The sequence below is a fragment of the Achromobacter sp. Bel genome, from assembly GCF_012928505.1.
GTDB lineage: Bacteria > Pseudomonadota > Gammaproteobacteria > Burkholderiales > Burkholderiaceae_B > Achromobacter.
In genome coordinates this window covers 1-22,480 of the sequence record NZ_JABBJN010000076.1, presented here as the reverse complement: position 1 = coordinate 22,480, position 22,480 = coordinate 1, and the positions used below count along the sequence as shown (strand labels likewise).

General features: G+C 65.9%; 20 protein-coding genes and 1 pseudogene. 14 read left to right on the top strand and 7 right to left on the bottom strand.

The window, feature by feature from the left end; translation table 11 throughout:
• Positions 1–312 precede the first annotated feature (312 nt).
• The 3 genes from HG262_RS28510 to HG262_RS28500 all read left to right on the top strand — a co-directional run bounded on the left by HG262_RS28510 (position 313) and on the right by HG262_RS28500 (position 3,370).
• Complete coding sequence (locus tag HG262_RS28510; RefSeq protein ID WP_105559365.1) at positions 313–942, top strand: LysE family transporter; 630 nt, start codon at positions 313–315, stop codon at positions 940–942.
• A gap of 109 nt (positions 943–1,051) precedes the next feature.
• Positions 1,052–2,659 carry a peptide chain release factor 3 gene (locus HG262_RS28505; RefSeq protein ID WP_169274205.1) on the top strand — a complete coding sequence of 536 codons (1,608 nt, stop codon included), beginning with the start codon at positions 1,052–1,054 and terminating at the stop codon, positions 2,657–2,659.
• Positions 2,660–2,683: 24 nt separating this feature from the next.
• Positions 2,684–3,370: a hypothetical protein gene (locus tag HG262_RS28500; RefSeq protein WP_211187813.1), complete on the top strand. Its 687-nt coding sequence runs from the start codon at positions 2,684–2,686 to the stop codon at positions 3,368–3,370.
• Between the two features lie 328 nt (positions 3,371–3,698).
• Here the strand turns inward: HG262_RS28500 and bfr are convergent, their stop codons facing one another.
• From bfr to rpoN, 4 genes are all read right to left on the bottom strand, one after another.
• Positions 3,699–4,175 carry a bacterioferritin gene (gene bfr / locus HG262_RS28495; protein ID WP_006216785.1) on the bottom strand — a complete coding sequence of 159 codons (477 nt, stop codon included), beginning with the start codon at positions 4,173–4,175 and terminating at the stop codon, positions 3,699–3,701.
• Between the two features lie 375 nt (positions 4,176–4,550).
• Entirely contained in the window at positions 4,551–5,465 is a 915-nt protein-coding gene (locus HG262_RS28490; RefSeq protein WP_169274203.1) for a DMT family transporter, read from the bottom strand.
• Positions 5,466–5,669: 204 nt separating this feature from the next.
• Entirely contained in the window at positions 5,670–5,951 is a 282-nt protein-coding gene (locus tag HG262_RS28485; protein WP_169274202.1) for a (2Fe-2S)-binding protein, read from the bottom strand.
• A 123-nt stretch (positions 5,952–6,074) separates the two neighbouring features.
• Positions 6,075–7,520, bottom strand: a complete 1,446-nt coding sequence (gene rpoN / locus HG262_RS28480; RefSeq protein ID WP_169274201.1) for an RNA polymerase factor sigma-54 — start codon at positions 7,518–7,520, stop codon at positions 6,075–6,077.
• On the opposite strand from rpoN, the gene HG262_RS28475 reads away from it, so the two are divergent.
• From HG262_RS28475 to leuA, 3 genes are all read left to right on the top strand, one after another.
• Entirely contained in the window at positions 7,519–8,181 is a 663-nt protein-coding gene (locus HG262_RS28475; protein ID WP_169274200.1) for a hypothetical protein, read from the top strand. The two genes, rpoN and HG262_RS28475, sit on opposite strands and share 2 nt — an antisense overlap.
• A gap of 183 nt (positions 8,182–8,364) precedes the next feature.
• Positions 8,365–9,342, top strand: a complete 978-nt coding sequence (locus HG262_RS28470; RefSeq protein ID WP_169274199.1) for a tripartite tricarboxylate transporter substrate binding protein — start codon at positions 8,365–8,367, stop codon at positions 9,340–9,342.
• A 400-nt stretch (positions 9,343–9,742) separates the two neighbouring features.
• Complete coding sequence (leuA, locus tag HG262_RS28465) at positions 9,743–11,455, top strand: 2-isopropylmalate synthase (RefSeq protein WP_169274198.1); 1,713 nt, start codon at positions 9,743–9,745, stop codon at positions 11,453–11,455.
• A 219-nt stretch (positions 11,456–11,674) separates the two neighbouring features.
• Here leuA and HG262_RS28460 read toward each other — a convergent pair whose 3' ends face one another.
• The gene (locus HG262_RS28460) at positions 11,675–13,003 is read right to left on the bottom strand and encodes an amidase (protein ID WP_169274197.1); all 1,329 of its coding nucleotides are present in this window, start codon (positions 13,001–13,003) and stop codon (positions 11,675–11,677) included.
• Positions 13,004–13,324: 321 nt separating this feature from the next.
• On the opposite strand from HG262_RS28460, the gene HG262_RS28455 reads away from it, so the two are divergent.
• From HG262_RS28455 to HG262_RS28430, 6 genes are all read left to right on the top strand, one after another.
• Positions 13,325–14,338 carry a LacI family DNA-binding transcriptional regulator gene (locus tag HG262_RS28455; protein ID WP_169274196.1) on the top strand — a complete coding sequence of 338 codons (1,014 nt, stop codon included), beginning with the start codon at positions 13,325–13,327 and terminating at the stop codon, positions 14,336–14,338.
• A 30-nt stretch (positions 14,339–14,368) separates the two neighbouring features.
• Positions 14,369–15,166, top strand: a complete 798-nt coding sequence (locus HG262_RS28450; RefSeq protein WP_169274195.1) for a phosphodiesterase — start codon at positions 14,369–14,371, stop codon at positions 15,164–15,166.
• Between the two features lie 136 nt (positions 15,167–15,302).
• Positions 15,303–16,358, top strand: coding sequence for an ABC transporter ATP-binding protein (locus HG262_RS28445; RefSeq protein ID WP_169274194.1), 1,056 nt, complete (start codon positions 15,303–15,305; stop codon positions 16,356–16,358).
• A 33-nt stretch (positions 16,359–16,391) separates the two neighbouring features.
• On the top strand, positions 16,392–17,687 hold the full coding sequence (locus HG262_RS28440; RefSeq protein WP_169274193.1) for an ABC transporter substrate-binding protein: 1,296 nt from the start codon (positions 16,392–16,394) through the stop codon (positions 17,685–17,687).
• 13 nt (positions 17,688–17,700) lie between these two features.
• Positions 17,701–18,576: a sugar ABC transporter permease gene (locus tag HG262_RS28435; protein WP_169274192.1), complete on the top strand. Its 876-nt coding sequence runs from the start codon at positions 17,701–17,703 to the stop codon at positions 18,574–18,576.
• Entirely contained in the window at positions 18,573–19,373 is an 801-nt protein-coding gene (locus HG262_RS28430; RefSeq protein WP_105559380.1) for a carbohydrate ABC transporter permease, read from the top strand. The genes HG262_RS28435 and HG262_RS28430 overlap by 4 nt, the downstream gene beginning before the upstream one ends.
• A gap of 150 nt (positions 19,374–19,523) precedes the next feature.
• On the opposite strand, the gene HG262_RS28425 is transcribed toward HG262_RS28430, so the two are convergent.
• Both HG262_RS28425 and HG262_RS28420 read right to left on the bottom strand, forming a co-directional pair.
• Positions 19,524–19,841, bottom strand: a complete 318-nt coding sequence (locus tag HG262_RS28425) for a hypothetical protein (RefSeq protein ID WP_006224479.1) — start codon at positions 19,839–19,841, stop codon at positions 19,524–19,526.
• Between the two features lie 78 nt (positions 19,842–19,919).
• Entirely contained in the window at positions 19,920–20,258 is a 339-nt protein-coding gene (locus HG262_RS28420) for a DUF1840 domain-containing protein (RefSeq protein WP_169274191.1), read from the bottom strand.
• A gap of 303 nt (positions 20,259–20,561) precedes the next feature.
• On the opposite strand from HG262_RS28420, the gene argS reads away from it, so the two are divergent.
• Both argS and HG262_RS28410 read left to right on the top strand, forming a co-directional pair.
• Complete coding sequence (gene argS / locus HG262_RS28415) at positions 20,562–22,247, top strand: arginine--tRNA ligase (protein ID WP_169274190.1); 1,686 nt, start codon at positions 20,562–20,564, stop codon at positions 22,245–22,247.
• Positions 22,248–22,256: 9 nt separating this feature from the next.
• Positions 22,257–22,480 (top strand): annotated as a pseudogene (locus HG262_RS28410) (SPOR domain-containing protein); the annotation flags it as partial.

Genomic DNA, 22,480 nt, shown 5'->3' with positions numbered 1-22,480 from the left:
ACCTGGCGCCCGAGCTCTATGAAGGCTGGGACGAGATCATGCCCGTGCCGGCGGCGAAGGCCGCGGCAATGGCGGCCCGCGCGACGGCAAGCCCGCTGACCGTCCGGCCCACGCCGGCCGCGGCGAAAGCCGCCCGCAGCAAAGCCAGCGCCGTCCGGAAGGAACGTCCCGCCCGGCCGGTAACGGTGGCTCCGGGCGTCCGGCCCAGGGCCGTCCGTCCGGCGCCCCCCGCGCGGCATTGCTGGGCAAGTAATCCCCAGCAGGTAATATCACCGCCCCCCCACATCCTGCGATCCAAGGACCCGCGCCATCATGCCCTTATCCACCTGGTTGACGTTCTTCCTGGCCTCCTGGGCCATTTCGTTCTCACCCGGGGCGGGCGCGATTTCCGCGATGTCCTCTGGATTGAAGTACGGCTTCGCACGCGGCTACTGGAACACGGCCGGCCTCATCATGGGCATCCTGTTCCAGTTCGTCGTCGTGGCCGTGGGATTGGGCGCGGTGCTGGCCACGTCCGAAATGGCCTTCAATGTGGTCAAGTACCTGGGCGTGGCCTACCTGATCTACCTGGGCGTGCGCCAGATCCGCACCGATGCCGCGCCCGTCGCGGTCGATGCGGGCGACCCCAAGCAGGCCTCGATCCGGGAACTCGTCATGCGCGGGTTCCTGATCAACACCATGAACCCCAAGGGCACGGTGTTCCTGCTGGCCGTGGTGCCCCAGTTCGTTGACCCGGCGCTGGCGCTGACACCGCAGTACGCGGCGCTGGCCGGCACGCTGGCCTTCACCGACCTGGTCGCCATGGGCGTCTACACGTTGCTGGCGGCGCGCGTGCTGCGCCTGTTGCGCGACGCCAAGCACATCCGCTGGATGAACCGCACCTTCGGGTCGCTGTTCATCCTGGCAGGCGTATTCCTGGCGTCATTCCGCCGCCACTCCTGAATCTCCATGCGCGGGGCACGCGCCGGCAACGGCGCGTGCCCCGCGCTTTTCATGCAAGCAGCCGGACCGCGCCGGCCTAACAAGCGGCGTTAAGTACAATCCTCCGACCATGAATATCCCTCAAGAAGTTGCGCGGCGCCGAACGTTCGCGATCATTTCCCACCCTGACGCGGGCAAGACCACGCTGACCGAAAAGCTGTTGCTGTTCGCAGGCGCGATCCAGATCGCCGGCAGCGTCAAGGCGCGCAAAGCGTCCCGCCACGCCTCGTCGGACTGGATGGAAATCGAAAAGCAACGCGGCATTTCCGTGGCGTCCTCGGTGATGCAGATGGAATACCGCGACTGCGTCATCAACCTGCTCGACACCCCGGGCCACCAGGACTTCTCCGAAGACACCTACCGGGTGCTGACGGCGGTGGATGCCGCGCTGATGGTGATCGACGCCGCCAACGGCGTCGAGCCTCAGACCATCCGCCTGCTGCAGGTCTGCCGCGCACGCAACACGCCCATCATCACGTTCATCAACAAGATGGACCGCGAAGTGCGCGAGCCGCTGGAACTGCTGTCGGAAATCGAAGGCCACCTGGGCATGGATGCCGTGCCCTTCTCGTGGCCGGTCGGCATGGGCAAGGCGTTTGGCGGCGTGTTCGACATCCGCCGCGACCGCATGCGTGTCTTCCGCCCGGGCCAGGAACGCCGTTCGGACAACGATGACGTCATCGAAGGCCTGACCAACCCCGAAATCGCCCGCCGTTACGGCTCGGCATTCGAGCAGGCCAGTGGCGAGATCGAACTGATCAACGAAGCCGCCCCCGCGTTCGACCGCGAACAGTTCCTGGCCGGCAGGCAGACCCCGGTGTTCTTCGGGTCGGCCATCAACAACTTCGGCGTGCAGGAAGTGCTGGACGCGCTGGTCGACCATGCGCCGCCCCCGGGCCCCCGCATGGCGCTGCAACGCGAAGTGCTGCCCGAAGAGCCCAAGTTCACCGGCGTGGTGTTCAAAGTGCAGGCCAACATGGACCCGGCGCACCGCGACCGCGTGGCCTTTGTGCGCGTCAGCTCGGGCCGCTTCGAGCGCGGCATGCGCTTGAAGGTCGCCCGCACCAACAAGGAAATGCGCCCCAATAACGTGGTGTCTTTCCTGTCCCAGCGGCGCGAGCTGCTGGACGAGGCCTACGCCGGCGACGTGATCGGGATTCCCAACCACGGCGTACTGCAACTGGGCGACGTGCTGACCGAAGGCGAAACGCTGCAATTCACGGGGCTGCCTTTCTTCGCCCCCGAGCTCTTCCAGGCGGTTGAAGTCAAGGACCCGCTGCGCACCAAACAACTGCGCACCGGCCTGACCCAACTGGGCGAAGAGGGCGCCATCCAGGTGTTCCGCCCCGAAGCCGCCGGCGGTTCTCTGCTGCTGGGCGCGATCGGCCAGCTGCAGTTCGAAGTGGTCGCCCACCGCCTCAAGACGGAGTACGGCGCAGACGCCCGGATGCTGCCTTCGCGCTACACAATGGCACGTTGGATTACGTCTGAAAACCCGAAGGCGCTGCGCAAGTTCATGGATGCCAATGCGGCTCATATCGCCTATGATGTGGTCGATGCGGCGGCGTTTTTGATCAGTTCCCCTGCGCAGTTGCGCGTAGCCGAGGATCTGTATCCCGAAGTGAAATTCCATGCAATGCGCGAACACGGCGGCAAGGTTTTCGGGGACAAGGCGTAGACCCGTTCGGGTTCCGCACGGCAGATGAGGGTAGCAATGTCTTGGCGTTTATTATTCGCAACGCTCCTGATCGCGCTTGGCGCGTCGGCCTGGGGCGGGATTCAATTGGGTGACTGGCTGGTGGCGCATGCGCCTCCCGCCGCACCGGCTCCTGGGCAGGACGCCGCGGCTTCGCAGCAACCCGTCCTGGACGCCAATGGGCGGCCCTATGTGGCGCAGCCTCCGCAGCCCCGCATCGACGGCACCCTCGGCGTGCCCGACAAGCCCGCAGACCGCGAATGGCAGGTCAACACGGTGTCGCTGTTCGACACCGTCAGCGATCCCGCCGTGAAGCTCTCGCGCGAACGCATCACGCCGGAGCAGGCCCGCGAAATCGCGGCCGCCTCCGAAGTGCCCCTGCCCTCGGGCACGTCCGACGTCAGCACACTTGATTTGCAGGTGCCCGGCACGTCCACCGCCATCAACGGTGGCCAGGCGCAGGCCGGCGGCTACGGCACCCCGCAAATGGTGCAGGCGCCCCCGCCCCCGCCCAATACGGCGCTCAGCCCCGGCGCGCCCGGCTGGCAAGACGCCCTCAAGCGCGAACTGGCGCAATGCGCCTCGCAAGGCTTCTTCGACCGCCCCTCGTGTTCCTGGGCCGCGCGCAACAAGTACTGTGCGCCGAACCGCGCCTGGGGCACGATGGCCGAATGCCCGGCCCGCCCCCAATAAAGGAAGAGCCCCCACGCTGCGCACGCTACGCGCGCTTGCTGCCCCCCGAGGGGGCGCTTTTGCCTTGGGGCGGCCCAGCGGCAAAAGGTGGCCCCCACGCTGCGCACGCTACGCGCGCTTGCTGCCCCCCAAGGGGGCGCTTTTGCCTTGGGGCGGCCCAGCGGCAAAAGGTGCCCCCACGCTGCGCACGCTACGCGCGCTTGCTGCCCCCCAAGGGGGCGCTTTTGCCTTGGGGCGGCCCAGCGGCAAAAGGTGCCCCCACGCTGCGCACGCGATGCGGCCAAAAAAAATGGCGCCCCTCGGGGCGCCATTGCTTTGGCCGGAAGATTTATTCGGGCACGGACATCTGGCTTTGCAGGTAGTTCTGGATACCGACCTTGTCGATCAGGTCGATCTGCGTTTCCAGGTAGTCGATGTGCTCTTCGGTATCGTCCAGGATGTCCTGGAACAGATCGCGCGAGACGTAGTCGCGCACCGATTCGCAATAGGCAATCGCTTCCACGACGGTGGCATGCGCTGCTTGCTCCAGCTTCAGGTCACAGGCCAGCAGCTCGGGCACGTCTTCACCGATCAGCAGCTTGTGCAGGTCTTGCAGGTTGGGCAGGCCATCCAGCATGAAGATGCGCGCGATCAGGCGATCCGCGTGCTTCATTTCACCGATGGATTCTTCGTACTCGTGCTTGCCCAGCTTGTCGAAGCCCCAATGATTCAGCATGCGGGCATGCAGGAAATATTGGTTGATGGCCGTCAGTTCGTTGGTCAGTTGCTTGTTCAAGAACTGGATGACGGTTTTGTCGCCTTTCATAATGGACTCCTTGCAGTCAGGCGCGACGCATAGGCATCGCGACAAAGGAGCGCACGATGCCGCGCGTACGCAACCCCGGCAGACTACCATCAGCCGGAGGGCCGCGCCTAGCCTTGCGCTGCATTTGGTAAACCGCTTTAGAACCGCTACAAGAAAGCGACAAGCCAATGAGAATGAGTATGCGTACTTGATGCCTTGCATGCGCAAGACAGGCGTTACGCGGCCTGCACGCACGCAATGTGGGCGAATCCGTCGCGATATCCGCGCGCAGCCCGCGCGGGCAGGCATTACCATCCGGCAAAACCGGCTCGGAATCCCGCAACGCCCGCGCGTTGCGTATCGGCAACCCGAAACGCGATTGTGGCCGGGCGCGGATCAGGCGGCTTTGCGCGTGGTCAACCAAATGCCCAAGGCGATGGGAACGATGCCAAGCAGATCCAGCCATGACACCGGTTCACGCAGCACCAGCCACCCGAACAACAAGCCCAGCGGCGGCATCAGGAAATGCAGCGCGCTGGCCGACGTGGCGCTGGCGCGGCCAAGGATCATGAACCACAGGTAGTAGCCGCCCATCGACACGGCCACGATCATGTAGGCCATGCTCCACGCAAGGCTCGCGGTCAGGCGCGCGTCGCCCAGGCTTTCGCTCATCAGCGCAAACGGCAGCAGGGCGGCAGCGCCGGCCAGCGACTGGATGCCCGTCGCGGCCCACAGCCCCGCCGACGGCTTCAAGAGCTTGTAGAGCAAGGTGCCCGCCACCAGCGCCACGAGGCCGCCCGTCACCAGCAAGGTGCCATGCATGTCTTCCTGCATGCCGCTTAACCGCGACCTCAACACCAGGGCCACGCCGGCCAGCCCCAGGCACAGCCCCGCCAGCTTGCGCCAGGAGAGGCGTTCGCCCAGCACCGGGCCGGCCAGCACGCCGATCAGCAGAGGATTCGTACTGATCAGCACGGCGGTAAACGCCGACGATACGGTGGTCATCCCGGTCCAGCTCAGGCCCAGGTACAACGCGTTATTCAAGACACCCAGCAGGATCAGCGACGCGAGGTCGCGGCCGACGGGCCATTTGCCCTGCCGCCCGACGGCGGCGATCCCAAGCATCAGCGCCCCGGCGATCAGGAAACGGATCGTCAGCAACGTCAGCGGTGGGCAGTCCCGCACCGCGATCTTGGCCGCCGCAAAGGCGGAACTCCACAAGAAGCAGAAGGCGGCAATCGGCACCCAGCTGATCCCCGGCGCGCCGTGGGCGGCGGGGGGAGCGGAAACGGCGGGCGTGGTGGCCTTCATCGGGATTCCATGAGAGCAGGGCGCCACGCATGCCGCGTGGAGCAGGCATTCTGCGCGCCCCGCCCCCCGGGCGCAACCCGACGTCCGGCGCCGAGTGCGCGGTGGCAGGGCCAGGGGAATTCAGGAAACGGCGGGGGATCTTGCGGAAAGGTTACGACGCGGCCCGCGGCATGACAGCAGCGAGCCGGAAAAAGCGGCTAACGCTTAACCTGCGGCGACCAGCGGGATGGGGAAGGTGCCGTGGTTGGCAGCGGCGCCCGATTCCACCAGCGCGGCAGGCGCATTGACCGGAACGGCGACGGAACGGACGTCGCACACGCTGGAGCAGCGGCCGCCCGGCAGGTATTCGGCGGCAGTTGCCGCACAGCAGCCGCAGCACGTGGCCACGCCCAGCTCGAATTGCAGGTCGGACAGCGTCGTCGCGCCCCCGTCCACGCTGGCGCGGACTTGGCGTTCGGTGATGGCATTACATACGCAAATGTACATGCGAATGATTATCGAAAATTATTCAGCCGATGACAAGCCCCTTGCCACAATAAATTTGCAACGGACTTTTGTCGCGCAAGCCCTTGAAACAAAGGACGAATTCTTAAAGATTCGTCCCTTATTTCAGCGCGCCGAGGCTTGTGCCTTGCGCAGCGTCGCGGGGGCGATCCGCAGCGCTTCGCGGTACTTTGCCACCGTCCGGCGGGCGATCACTATCCCCTGATCGGCCAGTTTTTGCATGATCTGGCTGTCGGACAACGGTTTGGCGCGGTTCTCGTCCGCCACCATCTGACGGATGAAGGTTTGCACCGCCGTGGCCGACGTGGCGTCGCCGCCGTCGGTGGATACGCTCGCGCCGAAGAAGCGCTTGAGCTCCAGCGTACCGAACGGAGTGAGCATGTACTTCTGCGTTGTGGCCCGTGAAATGGTCGATTCGTGCAGACCGAGCTCGCCCGCGATGTCCTTCAGGATCAGGGGCCGCATGGCGGATGGGCCTTGGCTGAAGAAGGCGGTCTGGCGCTCGACGATGGCCTGGGACACCCGCAGGATCGTGTCGAAACGCTGCTCGACGTTGCGGATCATCCATTTGGCCTGCTGCAACTGGGATTGCAGGCCGGCGTGGGCGGACTCCTTCTGGTTGCCCAGCATCTGCGCATACAGCCCGTTGATCTGCAACCGCGGCACGGCGGCGCTGTTGAGCGTGACCTGCCACCCGCGGCGGGTCTTGCGCACGATGACGTCCGGCACCGCGTAATCGGCCGCCGGCACCGTCCAGGCGCGCCCCGGGCGCGGCTCCAGACGCAGGATCAGGGAGTGGGCCGCACGGAACGTCGCATCGTCGCAACCCAGGGCCGCACAGAGGCGGGCGGCGTTGCCGGTGGCCAGCAGGGGCAGATGCTGCGCGCAGATCTGCCGGGCGCAGGCCAGGACCGTGGCATCCGCCGCTTCCGGCAGGCGCGTCAGGTCGGGGTTGCGCAATTGCAACAGCAGGCATTCGGCCATGTCGCGCCCGCCGATGCCCGGCGGGTCGAACGATTGCAGCAAGGACAGCGCCGCGCGCAGTTCGTCGATATCGGGTTCGGTATCGGCGGGCAGCCACCCCAGGATCTCTTCCAGCGGCGATCCCAGATAGCCGTTCTCGTCCAGCTCGTCGATCAGCAGCGCCGCCAGCACGGCGTCGCGGGGCGCCGCGCGGGTCAGCATCAGCTGCCCCAGCAGGTGTTCACGCAAGGTATCCGGCCGCGCCGTTTCGGGCGGGCCGGAATCGTCATCCGAATAGACCCCACCCGAACCCGGCATTTCGTCCACCGCGGTCTCGCGCTCCGCCGCGGGTTCGTCGTCCTGCACCGAAGACTCCCGTTCGGATTCGGCTTGCGCCTCGGCCGCGGGCGACTCGTCTTCACGCTCCAACAGCGGATTGTCCGCAAGCACTTGCGAGATCTCGGCCTCAAGGTCGAGCGTGGACAACTGCAACAATCGTATCGATTGTTGTAGCTGAGGGGTCAGCGTCAGATGCTGGCCAGGTCGCAGTTCTAAAATTGGGCGGGTCATAGGTACAATATTTTGCATGATGAATCTGACTTCGCCCGCAAGCGTTCGCCAGGACAGCCGACTTATCGGCCAAACCCTGCTCAAATTGGCGCTTCCCCGTCTCGTTGTGCGCGCGATAGTCATCGCTGTCGCCGTCGTCCTTTGGTATCTGGTCGCCTCGTGGATACTGGACTTCGGCAAACGCATGAACTACGACTTCCTGCATTCCCTGGGCCAGCCGACCATGGACATGGTGCAGAAGGTCAACCCGTACATCTGGTGGGTCGTGGCCGGGATCTGGTCGCTGATCGTCTTCTTCTCGGTCAAGGCCTGGTTCTCGGCCAGCCTGGCCTCGGGCGCGGCCACGCCGGTCGGCACCGACGTGCTGGCCGACCTGGCGCCGAACCTGTCGGAAGAATCGCTGGGCGTGCTGCGCTGGACCTGGGGCGACCGCCAAGAGCCCTTCACGGTCGGCGATCTGCGCCGGGCATTGTCTGAAATTCGCCACAATCGCATCGGCAAGATCGCCATGGTGGCCGAACAGGCGCAAATCCTGGAAGGCTCCGCCGCCCGCCCCGGCCGCGATCCCCGTGACGACGGCCGCCGTGACGAGGGCCGCCGGGAACCTGCCCGCGTGGAAGTGCGCGGCGAAACCCGCGGCGACCGCTACGCCGAACCGCGCATCGGCCCGGCGCGCTAAGCGCCAGGCCCTTCCCCTGATTCCAGGCCGCCGACAGGCGGCCTGTTTGTTTCAGTCGCCTGCCAGCCGGCCCGCCCTATACTGGCCTCTCCAGGCTCGCGCAACCGCGGCCGCGCACACAAGTAAAACGCTACCGGCAGCCGAGACCTGCCGAATGCGCAGCCAGCCCCTGGAGTTGTACCCATGTTCCGCACCCCCGTCCGGTTTGCCGCCGGCTTGCTCGCGGCCTGTTCGACCGCATTCGCCGCCGCGCCGGCGCTGGCTGCCTGGCCCGACAAACCCATCACCTTCGTCGCCCCCTTCAGCGCGGGCGGCGCCAACGACCTGGTCGCGCGCATCATCGCGAAAGCGGTAGGCACGACCCTGAACCAGACCGTCATCGTCGAAAACCGCCCCGGCGCGGGCGGCGTCGTGGGCGCGGCCCACGTGGCGCGCAGCCCGGCGGACGGCTACACCTATCTGGTCGGCAGCAACGGCACCGTCACCAATAGCCTGATCCGCTCAGACCAGCCTTACAAGGACGACGCGCTGACCCCGGTGGCGCTGCTTTCCATTACGCCGTCCGTCATCGTGGCCAACCCCGCCAACCCGGCCAAGGACTTGAAGGACTTCGTCGAACGCGCCAAGCAGGCCAAGACCGACCGCATCACCTTCTCGACCGCCGGCAACGGCAGCACACCGCATTTCGTGGCGGAAATGGTGAAGGAGGCGACGGGCCTGCCGATCGAGCCGATCGCCTACAAAAGCGGTTCCGAAGGCGTGACCGCGGTGATCGGCAACCAGGTCGACGCCACCTCCGAAGCCAGCATCGTGACCCTGCCGCTGATCCAGAGCGGCAAGCTGAAGGCGTTGGCCACGACGTGGGACAAGCGCATGGCCAGCGCCCCGGACATTCCCACGACGGCGGAAGCGGGCTTTCCCGCCATCCGGATCGGCCACTGGGCGGGACTGTTCGCGCCCACGGGTACACCCGCCGACGTGCTGGACAAGATGAATGCGGCAGTCGAAAAGTCGCTGCAATCGAAGGAAGTGCAAGACGCGTTGCGCCAGAGCAGCATCGAACCCGGCGGCGGCTCGCGCGCCAGCTTCGCGGAATTCGCGGCAAGCGAGCGCGAACGTCTGGGTAAAGTCGTGAAAAACGGCCACATGCAGACGCAGTGAATCCGCGATAAAGACAACGGCGGGGCGTTCCGCCCCCCGTTTTCCAGGACGTTTTCGTTTGCACTCCGGCAGAAAGTATGTTTGACTAGCAACCTATGGCCGCTCACCGCACCTCCCTCGCGATTGCCACCGGACGCTCCGCCGCTCCGGTTGCCGGCCTGCGCGCTCGCATCTCCTGCTTCGCCGCGCTATCGCTATCGCTATCCCTACCGATCGGTTGCCGGGCCTAGTGTCCCCGTGGTAGCTCGGCAGCCACGCTTGCCACACGCGATTTCCCCCTTTTATTTGTGAATCCTGCCGGTCAATCACGGCAAACCCTGGCACAAGACCGTCATCCGGTCACAAATGCCGCCGAGAGTAGTGCTCCCGGGATTCAAAAGAAACCGATCGAGGTGTAGTCATGATGCTTGCCAACCCCGCTACCAAGTACGTCCCCTTCGCGCCCTTTACCCGCGACTTCTCCGAACGCACCTGGCCCAGCCGCCGCATCACCAAGGCGCCGATCTGGATGAGCACGGACTTGCGTGACGGCAACCAGGCGCTGATCGAGCCGATGAGCGTCGAGCGCAAGGTCCGCTTCTTCGAACAGCTCGTGAAGATCGGCTTCAAGGAAATCGAAGTGGGCTTCCCGTCCGCCTCGCAGACCGATTTTGACTTCGTTCGCAAGCTCATCGACGAAAAGCGCATTCCGGACGACGTGACCATCATCGTGCTGACGCAGTCGCGCGAAGACCTGATCAGCCGCACGGTGGAAGCCGCGGCGGGCGCCAAGCAAGCCATCGTCCACATGTACAACGCGTGCGCGCCGGCCTTCCGCAAGGTCGTGTTCAACATGTCCAAGGAAGAGATCAAGGGCATCGCCACGGCCGGCACGCGCCTGATCAAGCAATACACCGCGCAGCGTCCGGAAACCAAGTGGAGCTACGAGTACTCGCCCGAAGTGTTCAGCACGACCGAACCCGAATTCGCGCTGGAAGTCTCGGATGCCGTGGCCGACGTCTGGCAGCCCACGCCCGACCACAAGATGGTGCTGAACCTGCCCGCCACGATCGAGGCCACCAGCCCCAACCTGTACGCCGACCAGATCGAGTGGATGCACAAGAACCTGGCGCGCCGCGACAGCATCGTGCTTAGCGTGCACCCGCATAACGACCGCGGCACCGCCGTGGCCGCCGCCGAATTCGCCGTGATGGCCGGCGCCGACCGCATCGAAGGCTGCCTGTTCGGCAGCGGCGAGCGCACCGGCAACGTCGACCTGGTCACCCTTGCGCTGAACCTCTACACGCAAGGCGTCCACCCGGGCCTGGACTTCTCGGACATCGACGAAGTGCGCCGTTGCGCCGAATACTGCAACCAGTTGCCGGTGCACCCGCGTCACCCGTACGCTGGCGACCTGGTCTTCACCGCATTCTCGGGTTCGCACCAGGACGCCATCAAGAAGGGCTTCGCGCTGCAACAGGCCGACGCCGTCTGGGAAGTGCCGTACCTGCCGATCGATCCCGCCGACCTTGGCCGCAGCTACGACGCGGTGATCCGCGTGAACAGCCAATCGGGCAAGGGTGGCGTGTCGTACCTGCTTGAACAGGAACACGGCCTGGTCTTGCCGCGCCGCCTGCAGATCGAATTCAGCCGCGCCATCCAGCGCGTGACGGACGAGACCGGCCGCGAAGTCACCGCCGACGACGTCCACACGATCTTCAATCGCGAATACCTGGAACAGAAGGCTCCGTGGAAGCTGATCCGCCACCGCATCGACGGCAATCCGTCTGCCGGTGAAGGCCAGCACTTCAGCATCGAAGCCGAACTCGAGTACAACGGCGAACGCCGCATCGTGACGGGCAAGGGCGACGGCGCCATCTCGGCCTTCGTGGCCGCGCTGGACGTGCCGGTTCGCATCATGGACTACCACGAGCACGCCATCGGCACTGGCACCGACACGCGCGCCGCGTCCTACGTGGAACTGCGCGTCGGCGAATCCAGCACGGGCTTCGGCGTGGGCATCGACCGCGACATCGTGACGGCGTCGTTCCAGGCCGTGCTGAGCGCCGTCAACCGCCACATCAACGCGGGCGCCATGACGGCGACCGAACAGGAAGCCGCCGAGGCCGCGTGATCCGCATTCCGGCATAACCAGAAGCGCCCGCCGCAAGCCCGGAACATGGGCTTGCGCGCCCCGGAAGATACACCTCTCTTCTGCGCGGCCCGGCCAAAAACAAAGCCCGCCTTTACCCTGGCGGGCTTTCTGCTTTCTGTGACGGGCGGTTAGCTGCGAGTGGCGAGTGGCGAGTGGCGAGTGGCGCGCAGCTAGTGGCGCGCGGCTGGCCGCGGACGTTCAGCCACGTGGCCACATGTCGGAGGCGCCGATATCCGGCGCGTTGGCGGCCAGCAGGCGCTCATGGATCCACGCAGCGACCGCCAGGGCGCGATGATCGTCGTAGCGTTGCCCGATCACTTGCAGCCCCACGGGCAGGCCCTGGGGGCCGGTGGCGAACGGCAGGTTCAAGCAGGGCAGGCCGAACAGCGTCCAGGCACGCGAGAACTGCGGATCGCCCGTGCCCAAATCGGCGAACGGCGCTTCGCCCGCGGCACTGGGCGCCAACACCACGTCGAAATCCTGGAACCAGCCGTTCACGCGCGCACGCGACTCCTCGGCGCGGGCCAGGTTCCTGATGTGTTCTTCGGCCGTGATCTGCGAACCGGCCTCCAGCACCGCCTGGATCTTGGGGCTGAGCTGGCTGGCGTGTTCCAGGCGCTCGTAGGCGAGCGACTGCGAGGCTTCGAACGCCATGATGTCCGCGTGCAACTGCACCAGCATGCAGTCCTGCGACGGCAGCGGCACCTCTTGGACCACGGCCCCCGCGCGCGACAGCGTGGCGGCGGCCTGCGCAAAGGCTTCCTTGGTTTCGGGCTGCGCGTGACGCCACTGCAGCGTGCGGCACATGCCGATGCGCGGCTTGCCTTCATAAGCCAGGTCCAGCATGCGGGGGTCGCGCATCATGACCGAAGCAAAGAGGGCGACATCCGGCACCGACCGCGCAAAGCCGCCGACCGTGTCCAGGGATTCGGCCAGGCTTTTCACGCCCGCGCGCGGCACGGCGCCGAACGTGGGCTTGAAGCCCACGATGCCGCAATACGACGCGGGCCGAATGATCGAGCCCGCCGTCTGCGAACCCAGCGCGAAAGGCACCATGTCGTCGGCCACCGCGGCGGCCGAGCCGCTGGACGAGCCGCCCGGCGTATAGGCTTCGTTGCGCGGATTGCGCGTGGGGCCCGCCTGGTAAGTGGCGAATTCGGTGGTGACGGTCTTGCCGACCACTATCGCGCCCGCGCCGCGGCACAGCGCGACGGAGGCTGCGTCCAGGCCGGGGCGGTGGCGTTCGTAGATAGGGGAGCCGTAGCGGGTGGGCAGGTCGACGGTGTCAAACAGGTCTTTGACGCCGATGGGCAAGCCGTGCAGCAGGCCGCGCAACGCGCCGCCGTCCAGCACGGCCGCATGGTCCAGGGCCGCCTGCTTTTGCAGCGCCGTCCAGGCATGAATGGTGTTTTCGCGTTGCTCGATCCGGGCGAAGCAGGCCCGCACAAGTTGCACCGCGGTTAATTCGCGCCGTTGCAGCTTGCGCGCGGCTTCAAGCGCGCCAAGTCTGTTTAAGGCAGTAGACATGATCCTTTCCTCTTTACCGGTGTCTCGCATCACGCGAGGCAGCTGAACTCCGCACCCGGTCCCCTTGACCGAGGGTCTGCCCTGCCGGCCCCGAGGCGTATTCGCCACGGCGTTCCAGCGGACCGATCCCAGCCATTGAGCGCGCTTCGTCAATTGGGAAAAACACTGAAAACACCGTGTTTTCCCGGGTAAACCGACTGCGCCGCGCCATGGCTTTCTGTTGTTGCGTCGTTACCAGCATAGCGCAAACCCGTGCAATACAAAGGTCATATTTGTCTTGTAAGATGAAATCGTTTTCAGTAAACCGACAGCAACAAAGATATGGCAACGCGCCCGTCGCCCCGCTTTTCGATCATTGAAGTGGCCCGCAAGGCCGGGGTCTCCCCGGCGACGGTTTCGCGCGCGTTCAATCAGCCGGATATCGTCCATCCCGACACGCTGGCGCACATCCGCAACGTGGCCAAGCGGGCCGGCTTCCGGCCGAACCGTGTGGGCCGCAGCCTGCGCTCGGGCAGCACCCGAACCATCGGACTGATCCTGCCGACGCTGTCGAATCCGGTGTTCGCCGAATGCTTCGAAGGCGCGGAACGCCGCGCCCGCGAATCCGGCTACAGCGTCATGCTGACTGCCACCGGGTACGACCCCGCCGTGGAATCCGCGGCGGTGCAAGGGCTGATGGACCATCAGGTCGATGGGCTGATTCTGACGGTGGCGGACGTGAACAAGAGCGCCACGCTGGACGACCTGGACAGCGCCGGCATGCCGTATGTGCTGGTCTACAACGAATCCGGCACGCATCCGTTCGCCTCGGTCGACAACCGCGCCGCCGCCAGCGACATGGTCGCGCACCTGGCCGCGCTGGGCCACCGCCGCATCGCGCTCGTGACGGGCCCGCTGACCGCTTCGGACCGTGCGCGACGCCGGCTGGCAGGCGCGCGCGCCTGCGCCAAAAAGCTGGGCCTGGAGGCGGTGCAGCATATCGCCATGAGTTCCCACACCGGCAGCGACGCCGACGCGCTGAAGGCCGCGCTGCGCGGCAAGCAGGCGCCCACCGCGCTGTTCTGCTCGAACGACCTGCTGGCTACGGCCGTCATCGCCGACCTGGTGGCGCTAGGTCTGTCCGTGCCCGCTGACATTTCGGTATGCGGCTTTGACGGCATGCGCTTTGGCGCCTTGCTGACCCCGCCGCTAACCACCGTGGCGCAACCCAGCGACGGCATCGGCCAGACCGCCTGCTCGAACCTGCTGGCGCAGATCCACGGCCAGCCGCCGCAATCGAACCGGCTGCCGCATTGCATCGTGGTCGGCGGCACGGCGGCGTCCGTGCGCCGCTGACCCTTCCCACCCTGACTCCTGATCCGCATCATGCTCATCGCACAAATCACCGACCTGCACATGCGCACCCCGGGCGACAAGGCCTACGGCATCATCGATCCGGCGGCCTTCCTCGGCCCGGCCGTGCGCGCACTGAACGCCCTGACGCCGCGCCCCGACTGCGTGCTGATCACGGGCGACCTGACCGACCTGGGCCGTCCGCACGAATACCAGGCGCTGCGCGACCATCTGCAAGCGCTGGAGATCCCGTATTTCCTCTTGCCCGGCAACCATGACGACCGCGCGCAACTGCGCGCCGCCTTTCCCGACCACGGCTACTTGCAGGGCGACGGCCCGTTCATCCAATACGCGGTCGAGACTTATCCGCTGCGCATGCTGGCGCTGGACACGGTGGTGCCGATGAAGAGCCATGGCGAACTGTGCCAGGACCGCCTGGACTGGCTGGCCGCGCGTCTGGCCGAGCAGCCCGGTCGGCCCACGTTGGTGCTGATGCACCATCCCCCGTTCCTGACCGGCATCGAACACATGGACGCCATCGGGCTGCTGGCCGGCGCGCCCGAACTGGAACGCATCGTGTCACGCTTTCCGAACGTGGAACGCGTGCTGTGCGGCCATTTGCACCGCACCATCTTCCAGCGTTTCGGCGGCACCGTCGCCTCCACCTGTCCCGGCACCGCGCACCAGCTCGCGCTGGAGCTGGGGCCGCGCCCAACCCTGCAATACATCATGGAACCGCCGGGCTACCAGCTGCATTGGTGGCAGGGCAAGAACCTGGTCACGCACCATGCCGTCATCGGGGAATACCCCGGCCCTTATCCGTTTGCCTGAATCATTCGCTTGACCCGTAGGCCGGGGCCTCGCAGCCCCGGGCATTGCCACGAATCCGTCATGTTTGCGCTGCACAATGAAAAGGTTTTCATTACAGGCAACAATGCGGATCTAACTATTAGATCGTCGAGACAGCATGTCATCCATCGTTCTGGATAACCTCACCAAACAGTATGGCGGCGCCGCCGCGATCCACGGCGTGAGCTTCACCGTGCCCGCAGGCAGCTTCACGGTGCTGCTGGGCCCGTCGGGCTGCGGCAAGTCGACCACCTTGCGCATGATCGCCGGCCTGGACACGCCCACTTCGGGCACGATCCGCATCGGCGACCGCGACGTGACCGACCTGCCGCCCGCCAAGCGGCGCATCTCGATGGTGTTCCAGTCGTATGCGCTGTTTCCACATCTGTCGGTGCGCGAGAACATCCTGTTCGGGCTACGCGTGCGCAAGGAGCCTGCGCGCGACTTCGACCGCCGCCTGCAACGCGTGGCCGGCTTGCTGGGCCTGGGCCATCTGCTGGACCGCAAGCCCTCGCAATTGTCGGGCGGGCAGCAGCAGCGCGTGGCGCTGGGACGCGCGGTGATTTCCGAAGCGCCGGTGTGCCTGATGGACGAACCGCTGTCCAACCTGGACGCGCAGTTGCGCCACGAAATGCGCCGCGAGATCCGCGCCTTGCAGCAAGACCTGGGCATCACGATGGTGTACGTGACGCACGACCAGACGGAAGCCATGAGCATGGCCGACCAGGTGGTGCTGCTGCGCGGCGGCCAGATCGAACAGCACGACACACCCGACGGCCTGTACGCACGGCCTGCCAGTGAATTCGCGGCCCGCTTCATCGGCACGCCCCCCATGAACCTCATCGGCCTGACGACGCTGCATGGCGCGACGGTCATCGCCGGCACACAGGGCCCCGCCATCGCGGGCGCGCCAACGGGCGCCGTGAAGCTGGGCGTGCGGCCCGAACACATCCGCATCGATGACAGCGGCATCCCCGCCACGGTGGAAAGCGTGGAGTATTTCGGCGCGGACTCCATCGTGGTCTGCCGCGTCGGCGACACAAGCGGCGTGGCCGTGCGGGTCGGCGGCCATCTGCGCGCCCGCGCGGGCGAAGCCTTGCGCCTGTCCTGGACGGACGCGCAACAGCATTTCTTTGCCGCCGATTCGGCGGTCATCAACACCGTCGGGCGCTGAAAGATGCCCATCTCCACAGGAAGGAAACCCACCATGCGACGCATCGTACTGAAGACCCTGGCCGCCAGCCTTGCCGCCGCCTGCCTGTCCCTGCCTGCGCAGGCGCAGAACAAGCCCGTCGAGGTCGAGTTCTATTACCCGGTCGCTGTTGGCGGCCCGATCACCAAGATCGTCGACGACATGGTCGCGGACTTTCAGAAGGAAAATCCCGACATCAGGATCAAGCCGATCTATGCGGGTTCGTACCAGGACTCCATCGCCAAGGCGCTGACGGCGCTCAAGGGCGGCACGCCGCCACAGCTGGCCGTGCTGCTGTCCACCGACATGTTCACGCTGATCGACGAAGACGCCATCGTCCCGATCGATTCGTTGGCGAAAACCGATGCCGACAAAAAGTGGCTGGGCGGCTTCTATGACGCCTTCATGCAGAACAGCCGCACGGGTGGCCACACCTGGGGCGTGCCGTTCCAGCGTTCGACCATCGTCATGTACTACAACAAGGATCTGTTCAAGGCCGCCGGCCTGGATCCGGAACGCGCGCCGGCCACCTGGGCCGATCTGGTCGACTACGGCAAGAAGCTGACCAAACAGGACGCCTCGGGCAACACCACGCAGTGGGGCATCGAGATCCCGTCGGGCGGCGCGTTCGCGTACTGGCTGTTCCAGGCCCTGACCACGCCCAACGGCGCGATCCTGATGAACGAAGCCGGCAACGAGGTCTACCTGGACAAGCCCGCGGTGGTCGAAGCCGCCCAGTTCTGGCACGACCTGTCGGCCAAGCACAAGATCATGCCGACCGGCACGATCGACTGGGGCACCACGCCGAAGGACTTCCTGGAAAAGAAGGCGGCGATGGTGTGGACCACCACCGGCAACCTGACCAACATCCGCAAGAACGCCGACTTCCCGTTCGGCGTGGCCATGATGCCGCAGCAAAAGCGGGGCGGCAGCCCGACGGGCGGCGGCAATTTCTATATCTTCAAGAGCGGCACGCCGGCGCAACAACAAGCCGCGCTGAAGTTCGCGCAATGGGTCACGACGCCGGAACGCGCGGCCGACTGGAGCATCGCCACGGGCTATGTCGCCGTCACGCCGGCCGCCTGGCAGACCGAGAAGATGAAGAAGTATGCGCAGGAAGTGCCGGCCGCGGCGGTCGCGCGCGACCAGCTGGAAGTCAGCGTGGCGGAATTCTCCACGCATGAAAACCAGCGCGTCACCAAGACCCTGAACGACGCGCTGCAAGCGGCGTTGACGGGATCGAAGACGCCGCAGCAGGCCTTGACCGATGCGCAACGCGAGGCCGACCGCATCCTGCGTTCCTACAAGTAAATCGACAAGCACGATGAGCCGCTCTTTAAACGCCCTTTATGGCTGGCTGCTGCTGCTGCCAGCCATCGTGCTGCTTGCCGCCTTCACGCATTACCCGGCGCTGGCCACGCTTTGGCACAGCTTCTTCTCCACGCCCAAGGGCGCGCGTCCGGCGCGCTTCGTGGGCCTGGAGAACTACGCCGTCATGCGTGACGATCCGGTGTTCTGGCAGTCGCTGTGGAACAACCTGTGGTTTGCGCTGGGCACGATCCCGACCTCGATCGGCATCGCGCTCGTCATGGCGCTGTGGGTGAACCGCAACCTGCGCGGCCGCGGCTTCCTGCGCATGGCCTACTTCACGCCGACGGTGCTGCCGATGGTGGCGGTGGCCAACATCTGGCTGTTCTTCTACACGCCGCAGTACGGCCTGATCGCGCAGGTGATGGGCTGGTTCGGTTCTGCCGGCCCCAACTGGCTGGGCAGCCGCGACACGGCGCTGCCGGCGCTGATGCTGGTGACGGTGTGGAAGGAGGCGGGCTTCTTCATGATCTTCTACCTGGCCGCCTTGCAGACCGTGTCGCCGTCGCTGCGCGAAGCCGCCATGCTGGAAGGGGCGTCGCGCTGGCAGTACTTCCGCCGCATCCTGTGGCCGCTGCTGATGCCCACCACGCTGTTCGTGCTGATCAACGCCTTGATCAATGCGTTCCGGCTCGTGGACCACGTGGTCGTCATGACGCGCGGCGGGCCGGACAACGCCAGCACCTTGCTGCTGTATTACATCTACCAGGTGGGTTTCAGTTTCTGGGACACGGCTTACGCCGCCACGCTGACCGTCGTGTTGCTGGTGGTGCTGGCGCTGACCGCGCTGATCAAGTTCCGCTGGCTGGACCGCAGGACGCACTATCAATGAAAGACAAGCTCGATACCCTGGGCGCGTGGGCGCTTGGCCTCTTGTGGATCCTGCCGCTGGCTTACGCTATGTGGGCGGCGTTCCATCCGCCGGCCTACGCCACCCGCTTCGACCTGTTCGCCCCGCTGACGTTGGACAACTTTGCGCGGGCCTGGCAGGCCGCGCCGTTTCCGCGCTACTTCCTGAATACCTTCCTGCTGGTCACGATGGTGCTGGCCGCGCAGTTGGTGCTGTCGACGCTGGCGGGCTACGCGTTCGCGCGCTTCGAGTTCCGAGGCCGCGACTTCGTCTTCATGCTGGTGCTGCTGCAGCTGATGATCATGCCGGACGTGCTGCTGGTGGAGAACTACCGGTCGATGAGCCAGCTGGGCATCCGCGATACGGTGTTCGCGATCGGCCTGCCCTACTTCGCCTCGGCGTTCGGCATCTTCCTGCTGCGCCAGACCTTCAAGACGGTGCCGCGAGAGCTGGAGGAGGCCGCGCGCATGGAAGGCGCCAACGCCATGCAGATCCTTTGGAAAGTCTACGTGCCGCTGGCCAAACCGATCTACGTGGCCTACGGCCTGGTGTCGGTCAGCCACCACTGGAACAACTTCCTGTGGCCGCTGATCATCACCAACTCGGTCGAGTCCCGGCCCTTGACGGTGGGCCTGCAGGTGTTCTCGTCGACGGACCAGGGCATCGACTGGTCCGTCATCACGGCCGCCACGCTGATGTCGGCCGCGCCGCTCTTGATCGCCTTCCTGCTATTCCAGCGCCAGTTCGTGCAATCGTTCATGCGGGCCGGGATCCGGTAGGGCGCCGATCGTCTCCGCCTTGGCGCACCCAGGCGGCGGACATGCCGCCATGAAAAACACCCCAAACGTTGGATGGGTGTCCAACTTTTGGGGTGCAGTTCAGCGGCGGGGCCTTTGCGTGTTGCTTGCTGCGCCGCAGCGGCAGCCGGGTCAGTAGCCGACGGTCAACCCGGGCAGGTCCACCGTGATACGTGGACGCTCCAGCGCCAGCGCCAGGTTCTCGGCGAATTCGCGGGCTTCCTTCTCGTCGGTGGACAGGGTGTCGTAGCCCAAGGCGTCCGCCACGCCCAGCACCTTGTCCAGCAGCAACACCTTGCCGCTGGGCCGCAGGGGTTCGCAGCCCAGGGTTTCCCAGGCACCGTCGAACCAGTCGCGCGCTTGGGCTTGGCGTTGCGGGGACGTTTCCACCGTGGCGGTCAGGTCCAGCGAACGCCGGGTGTCGAAAACAATCGTGATGTCGCTGCGCATGGGCAATTCCTTGAATGGGCGTCAGGCCAGAAGGGTAGGCAAAAATCGCCGGCGGGAATGTCTGTCCGGCGACATTGCCTACCAGCCGCGCGAGGCTTCCCAGGTGACTTCGACGCCGGCGGCCTTCGATTGCCGCATCATGTCCAGCAAAGGGTAGGCGCGTTCCTTCAGACCGACCACGCGCGCCATCGGCGAGCGGGGAGCCTTGTCCTCGTCTTCGTCCTCTTCAGGGTGCTCGGCGTTGGCGATCGCGTTTTCGATGCCGCTGATGGCCGGTCCCAGCTGCTCGACGGTGAATACGCCGCGTTCCGGAATCTTGTCCCCGATGGACTTGCCGGCCGCTTGCAAGATGCCTGTCGCGTGGTCGGACAGCATCAGGACCTCGGCCACGACCTTGGAGTGAAAGGTAATCAGCATGTTGCAGTCTCCTTCATTGAATGCGTTACATACACTACCGCAACGCCCGGGGGATGCCAACTGGGCACCACGCGCCGCGCCGCAGGCCCGGCGCCCCGACCGAGGCTCACGCGGCTATGAGTTTGATTTTATTGACAGTTCCGCCGGCGAGCTGAACGCTTGCCGGACGGTTTCAGGCCCCCCGGGCGCCGGTTCGGCCGCCAAATCAACTATCATTCAGGGGATTCCCGTGGCCTTGCCGGGCCGGACGCCGTCCGCCAGATCCCCGCCTTGGCCGCCCACCCAGAACTTCTCCAGACGCCCATGCTCCCCGAGCAACAAAAACAGCTTATCTCCCTGATCCAGGCCGCCGTTGCGCAGAGCCTTCCCGACGCCCAGCCCAACGTGCTGCTCGAGCGTCCCAAGGTCGCCGCCCACGGCGACGTCGCCACCAACGTGGCCATGCAACTGGCCAAGCCCGCCGGACGCAACCCGCGCGAACTGGCCCAGGCCATCGTGCAAGCCCTGCTGGCTGACCCGGCCGCGCGCGATCTGGTCGAAAGCGCGGAGATCGCCGGCCCCGGCTTCATCAACCTGCGCGTCACCGCCGCCGCCCGTCAGGCCGTCATCGGCACCGTGGCCGAGCAAGGCGCAAGCTTTGGCCGCGCCCCCCGCAACGGCGAGAAGATCCTGGTTGAATTCGTGTCCGCCAACCCGACCGGCCCGCTGCACGTGGGCCATGCCCGCCAAGCCGCCCTGGGCGACGCCCTGTGCCGCCTGTACGATGCCAGCGGCTGGGACGTGACCCGCGAGTTCTACTACAACGACGCCGGCAACCAGATCGAGAACCTGGCCATCAGCGTGCAGGCCCGCGCCCGCGGCCTGACGACCGACTCCCCCGAATGGCCGGCAGACGGCTACAAGGGCGACTACATCGTCGACATCGCGCGCGACTTCCAGGCCGGCAAGACCCTGCAGGCGTCCGACGGCCAGCCCGTCACCGCCACCGGCAACATCGACAGCCTGGACGACATCCGCGCCTTCGCCGTGGCCTACCTGCGCCGCGAACAAGACCTGGACTTGCAGGCGTTCGGCCTGAAGTTCGACAACTACTACCTGGAAAGCTCGCTGTACACGTCGGGCCGCGTCGAAGCCACCGTCAAGGCGCTGGTCGCCGGCGGCCACACCTACGAGGAAGGCGGCGCGCTGTGGCTGCGCACCACCGAGCTGGGCACGGGCGACGACAAAGACCGCGTCATGCGCAAAAGCGAAGGCGGCTACACCTACTTCGTGCCGGACGTGGCCTATCACAAGGCCAAGTGGGAACGGGGTTTCCGCCGCGCCGTGAACATCCAGGGCAGCGACCACCACGGCACTGTGGCCCGCGTGCGCGCCGGCCTGCAGGCGCTGAACGAAGGCATCCCGAAGGACTATCCGTCCTACGTGCTGCACAAGATGGTCAAGGTGATGCGCGGCGGCGAAGAGGTCAAGATCTCCAAGCGCGCGGGCAGCTACGTGACCATGCGCGACCTGATCGACTGGGTGGGCCGTGACGCCGTGCGCTACTTTCTGATCCAGCGCCGCGCCGACACCGAGTTCGTGTTCGACGTGGACCTGGCGCTGTCCAAGAGCGACGAGAACCCCGTCTATTACATCCAGTACGCCCACGCGCGCATCTGCACGATGATCAACAACGCCGGCATGCCGGCCGCCGACGTGGCCGCCGCCGATGCGTCGCTGGTGACCGCGCCGACGGAATTCGCGCTGATGCAGCGCCTGGCTGAATTCCCACACGTGGTGGCCCTGGCCGCCCAGGACCTGTCGCCGCACCACATCGCTTTCTGGCTGCGCGACTGCGCCTCGGACTTCCACGCCTGGTACGCCGCCGAACGCGTGCTGATCGACGACGTGGCCCTGAAATTGGCCCGCCTGCGCCTGGCCGCCACGACGCGCCAGGTGCTGGCCAACGGCCTTGCGCTGCTGGGCGTGTCCGCCCCCGAGCGGATGTAACATCGGTACATGGCAACCAAGCGCAAAACCACCCGCCGTTCCTCTGGCGAAAGCGGCAGCACCCTGTACGGGGCGCTCGCCGGCCTGCTTATCGGCCTGATCGTGGCCGCCGTCGTAGCGTTCTACGTCACCAAGGCCCCGGTGCCCTTCGTAGACCGCGCCAGCCGCCAAGGCGACACGGGCAAGCTGCCCGATCCCCGCCAGGCGCCGGACCCCAACGCCGGCCTGTACGG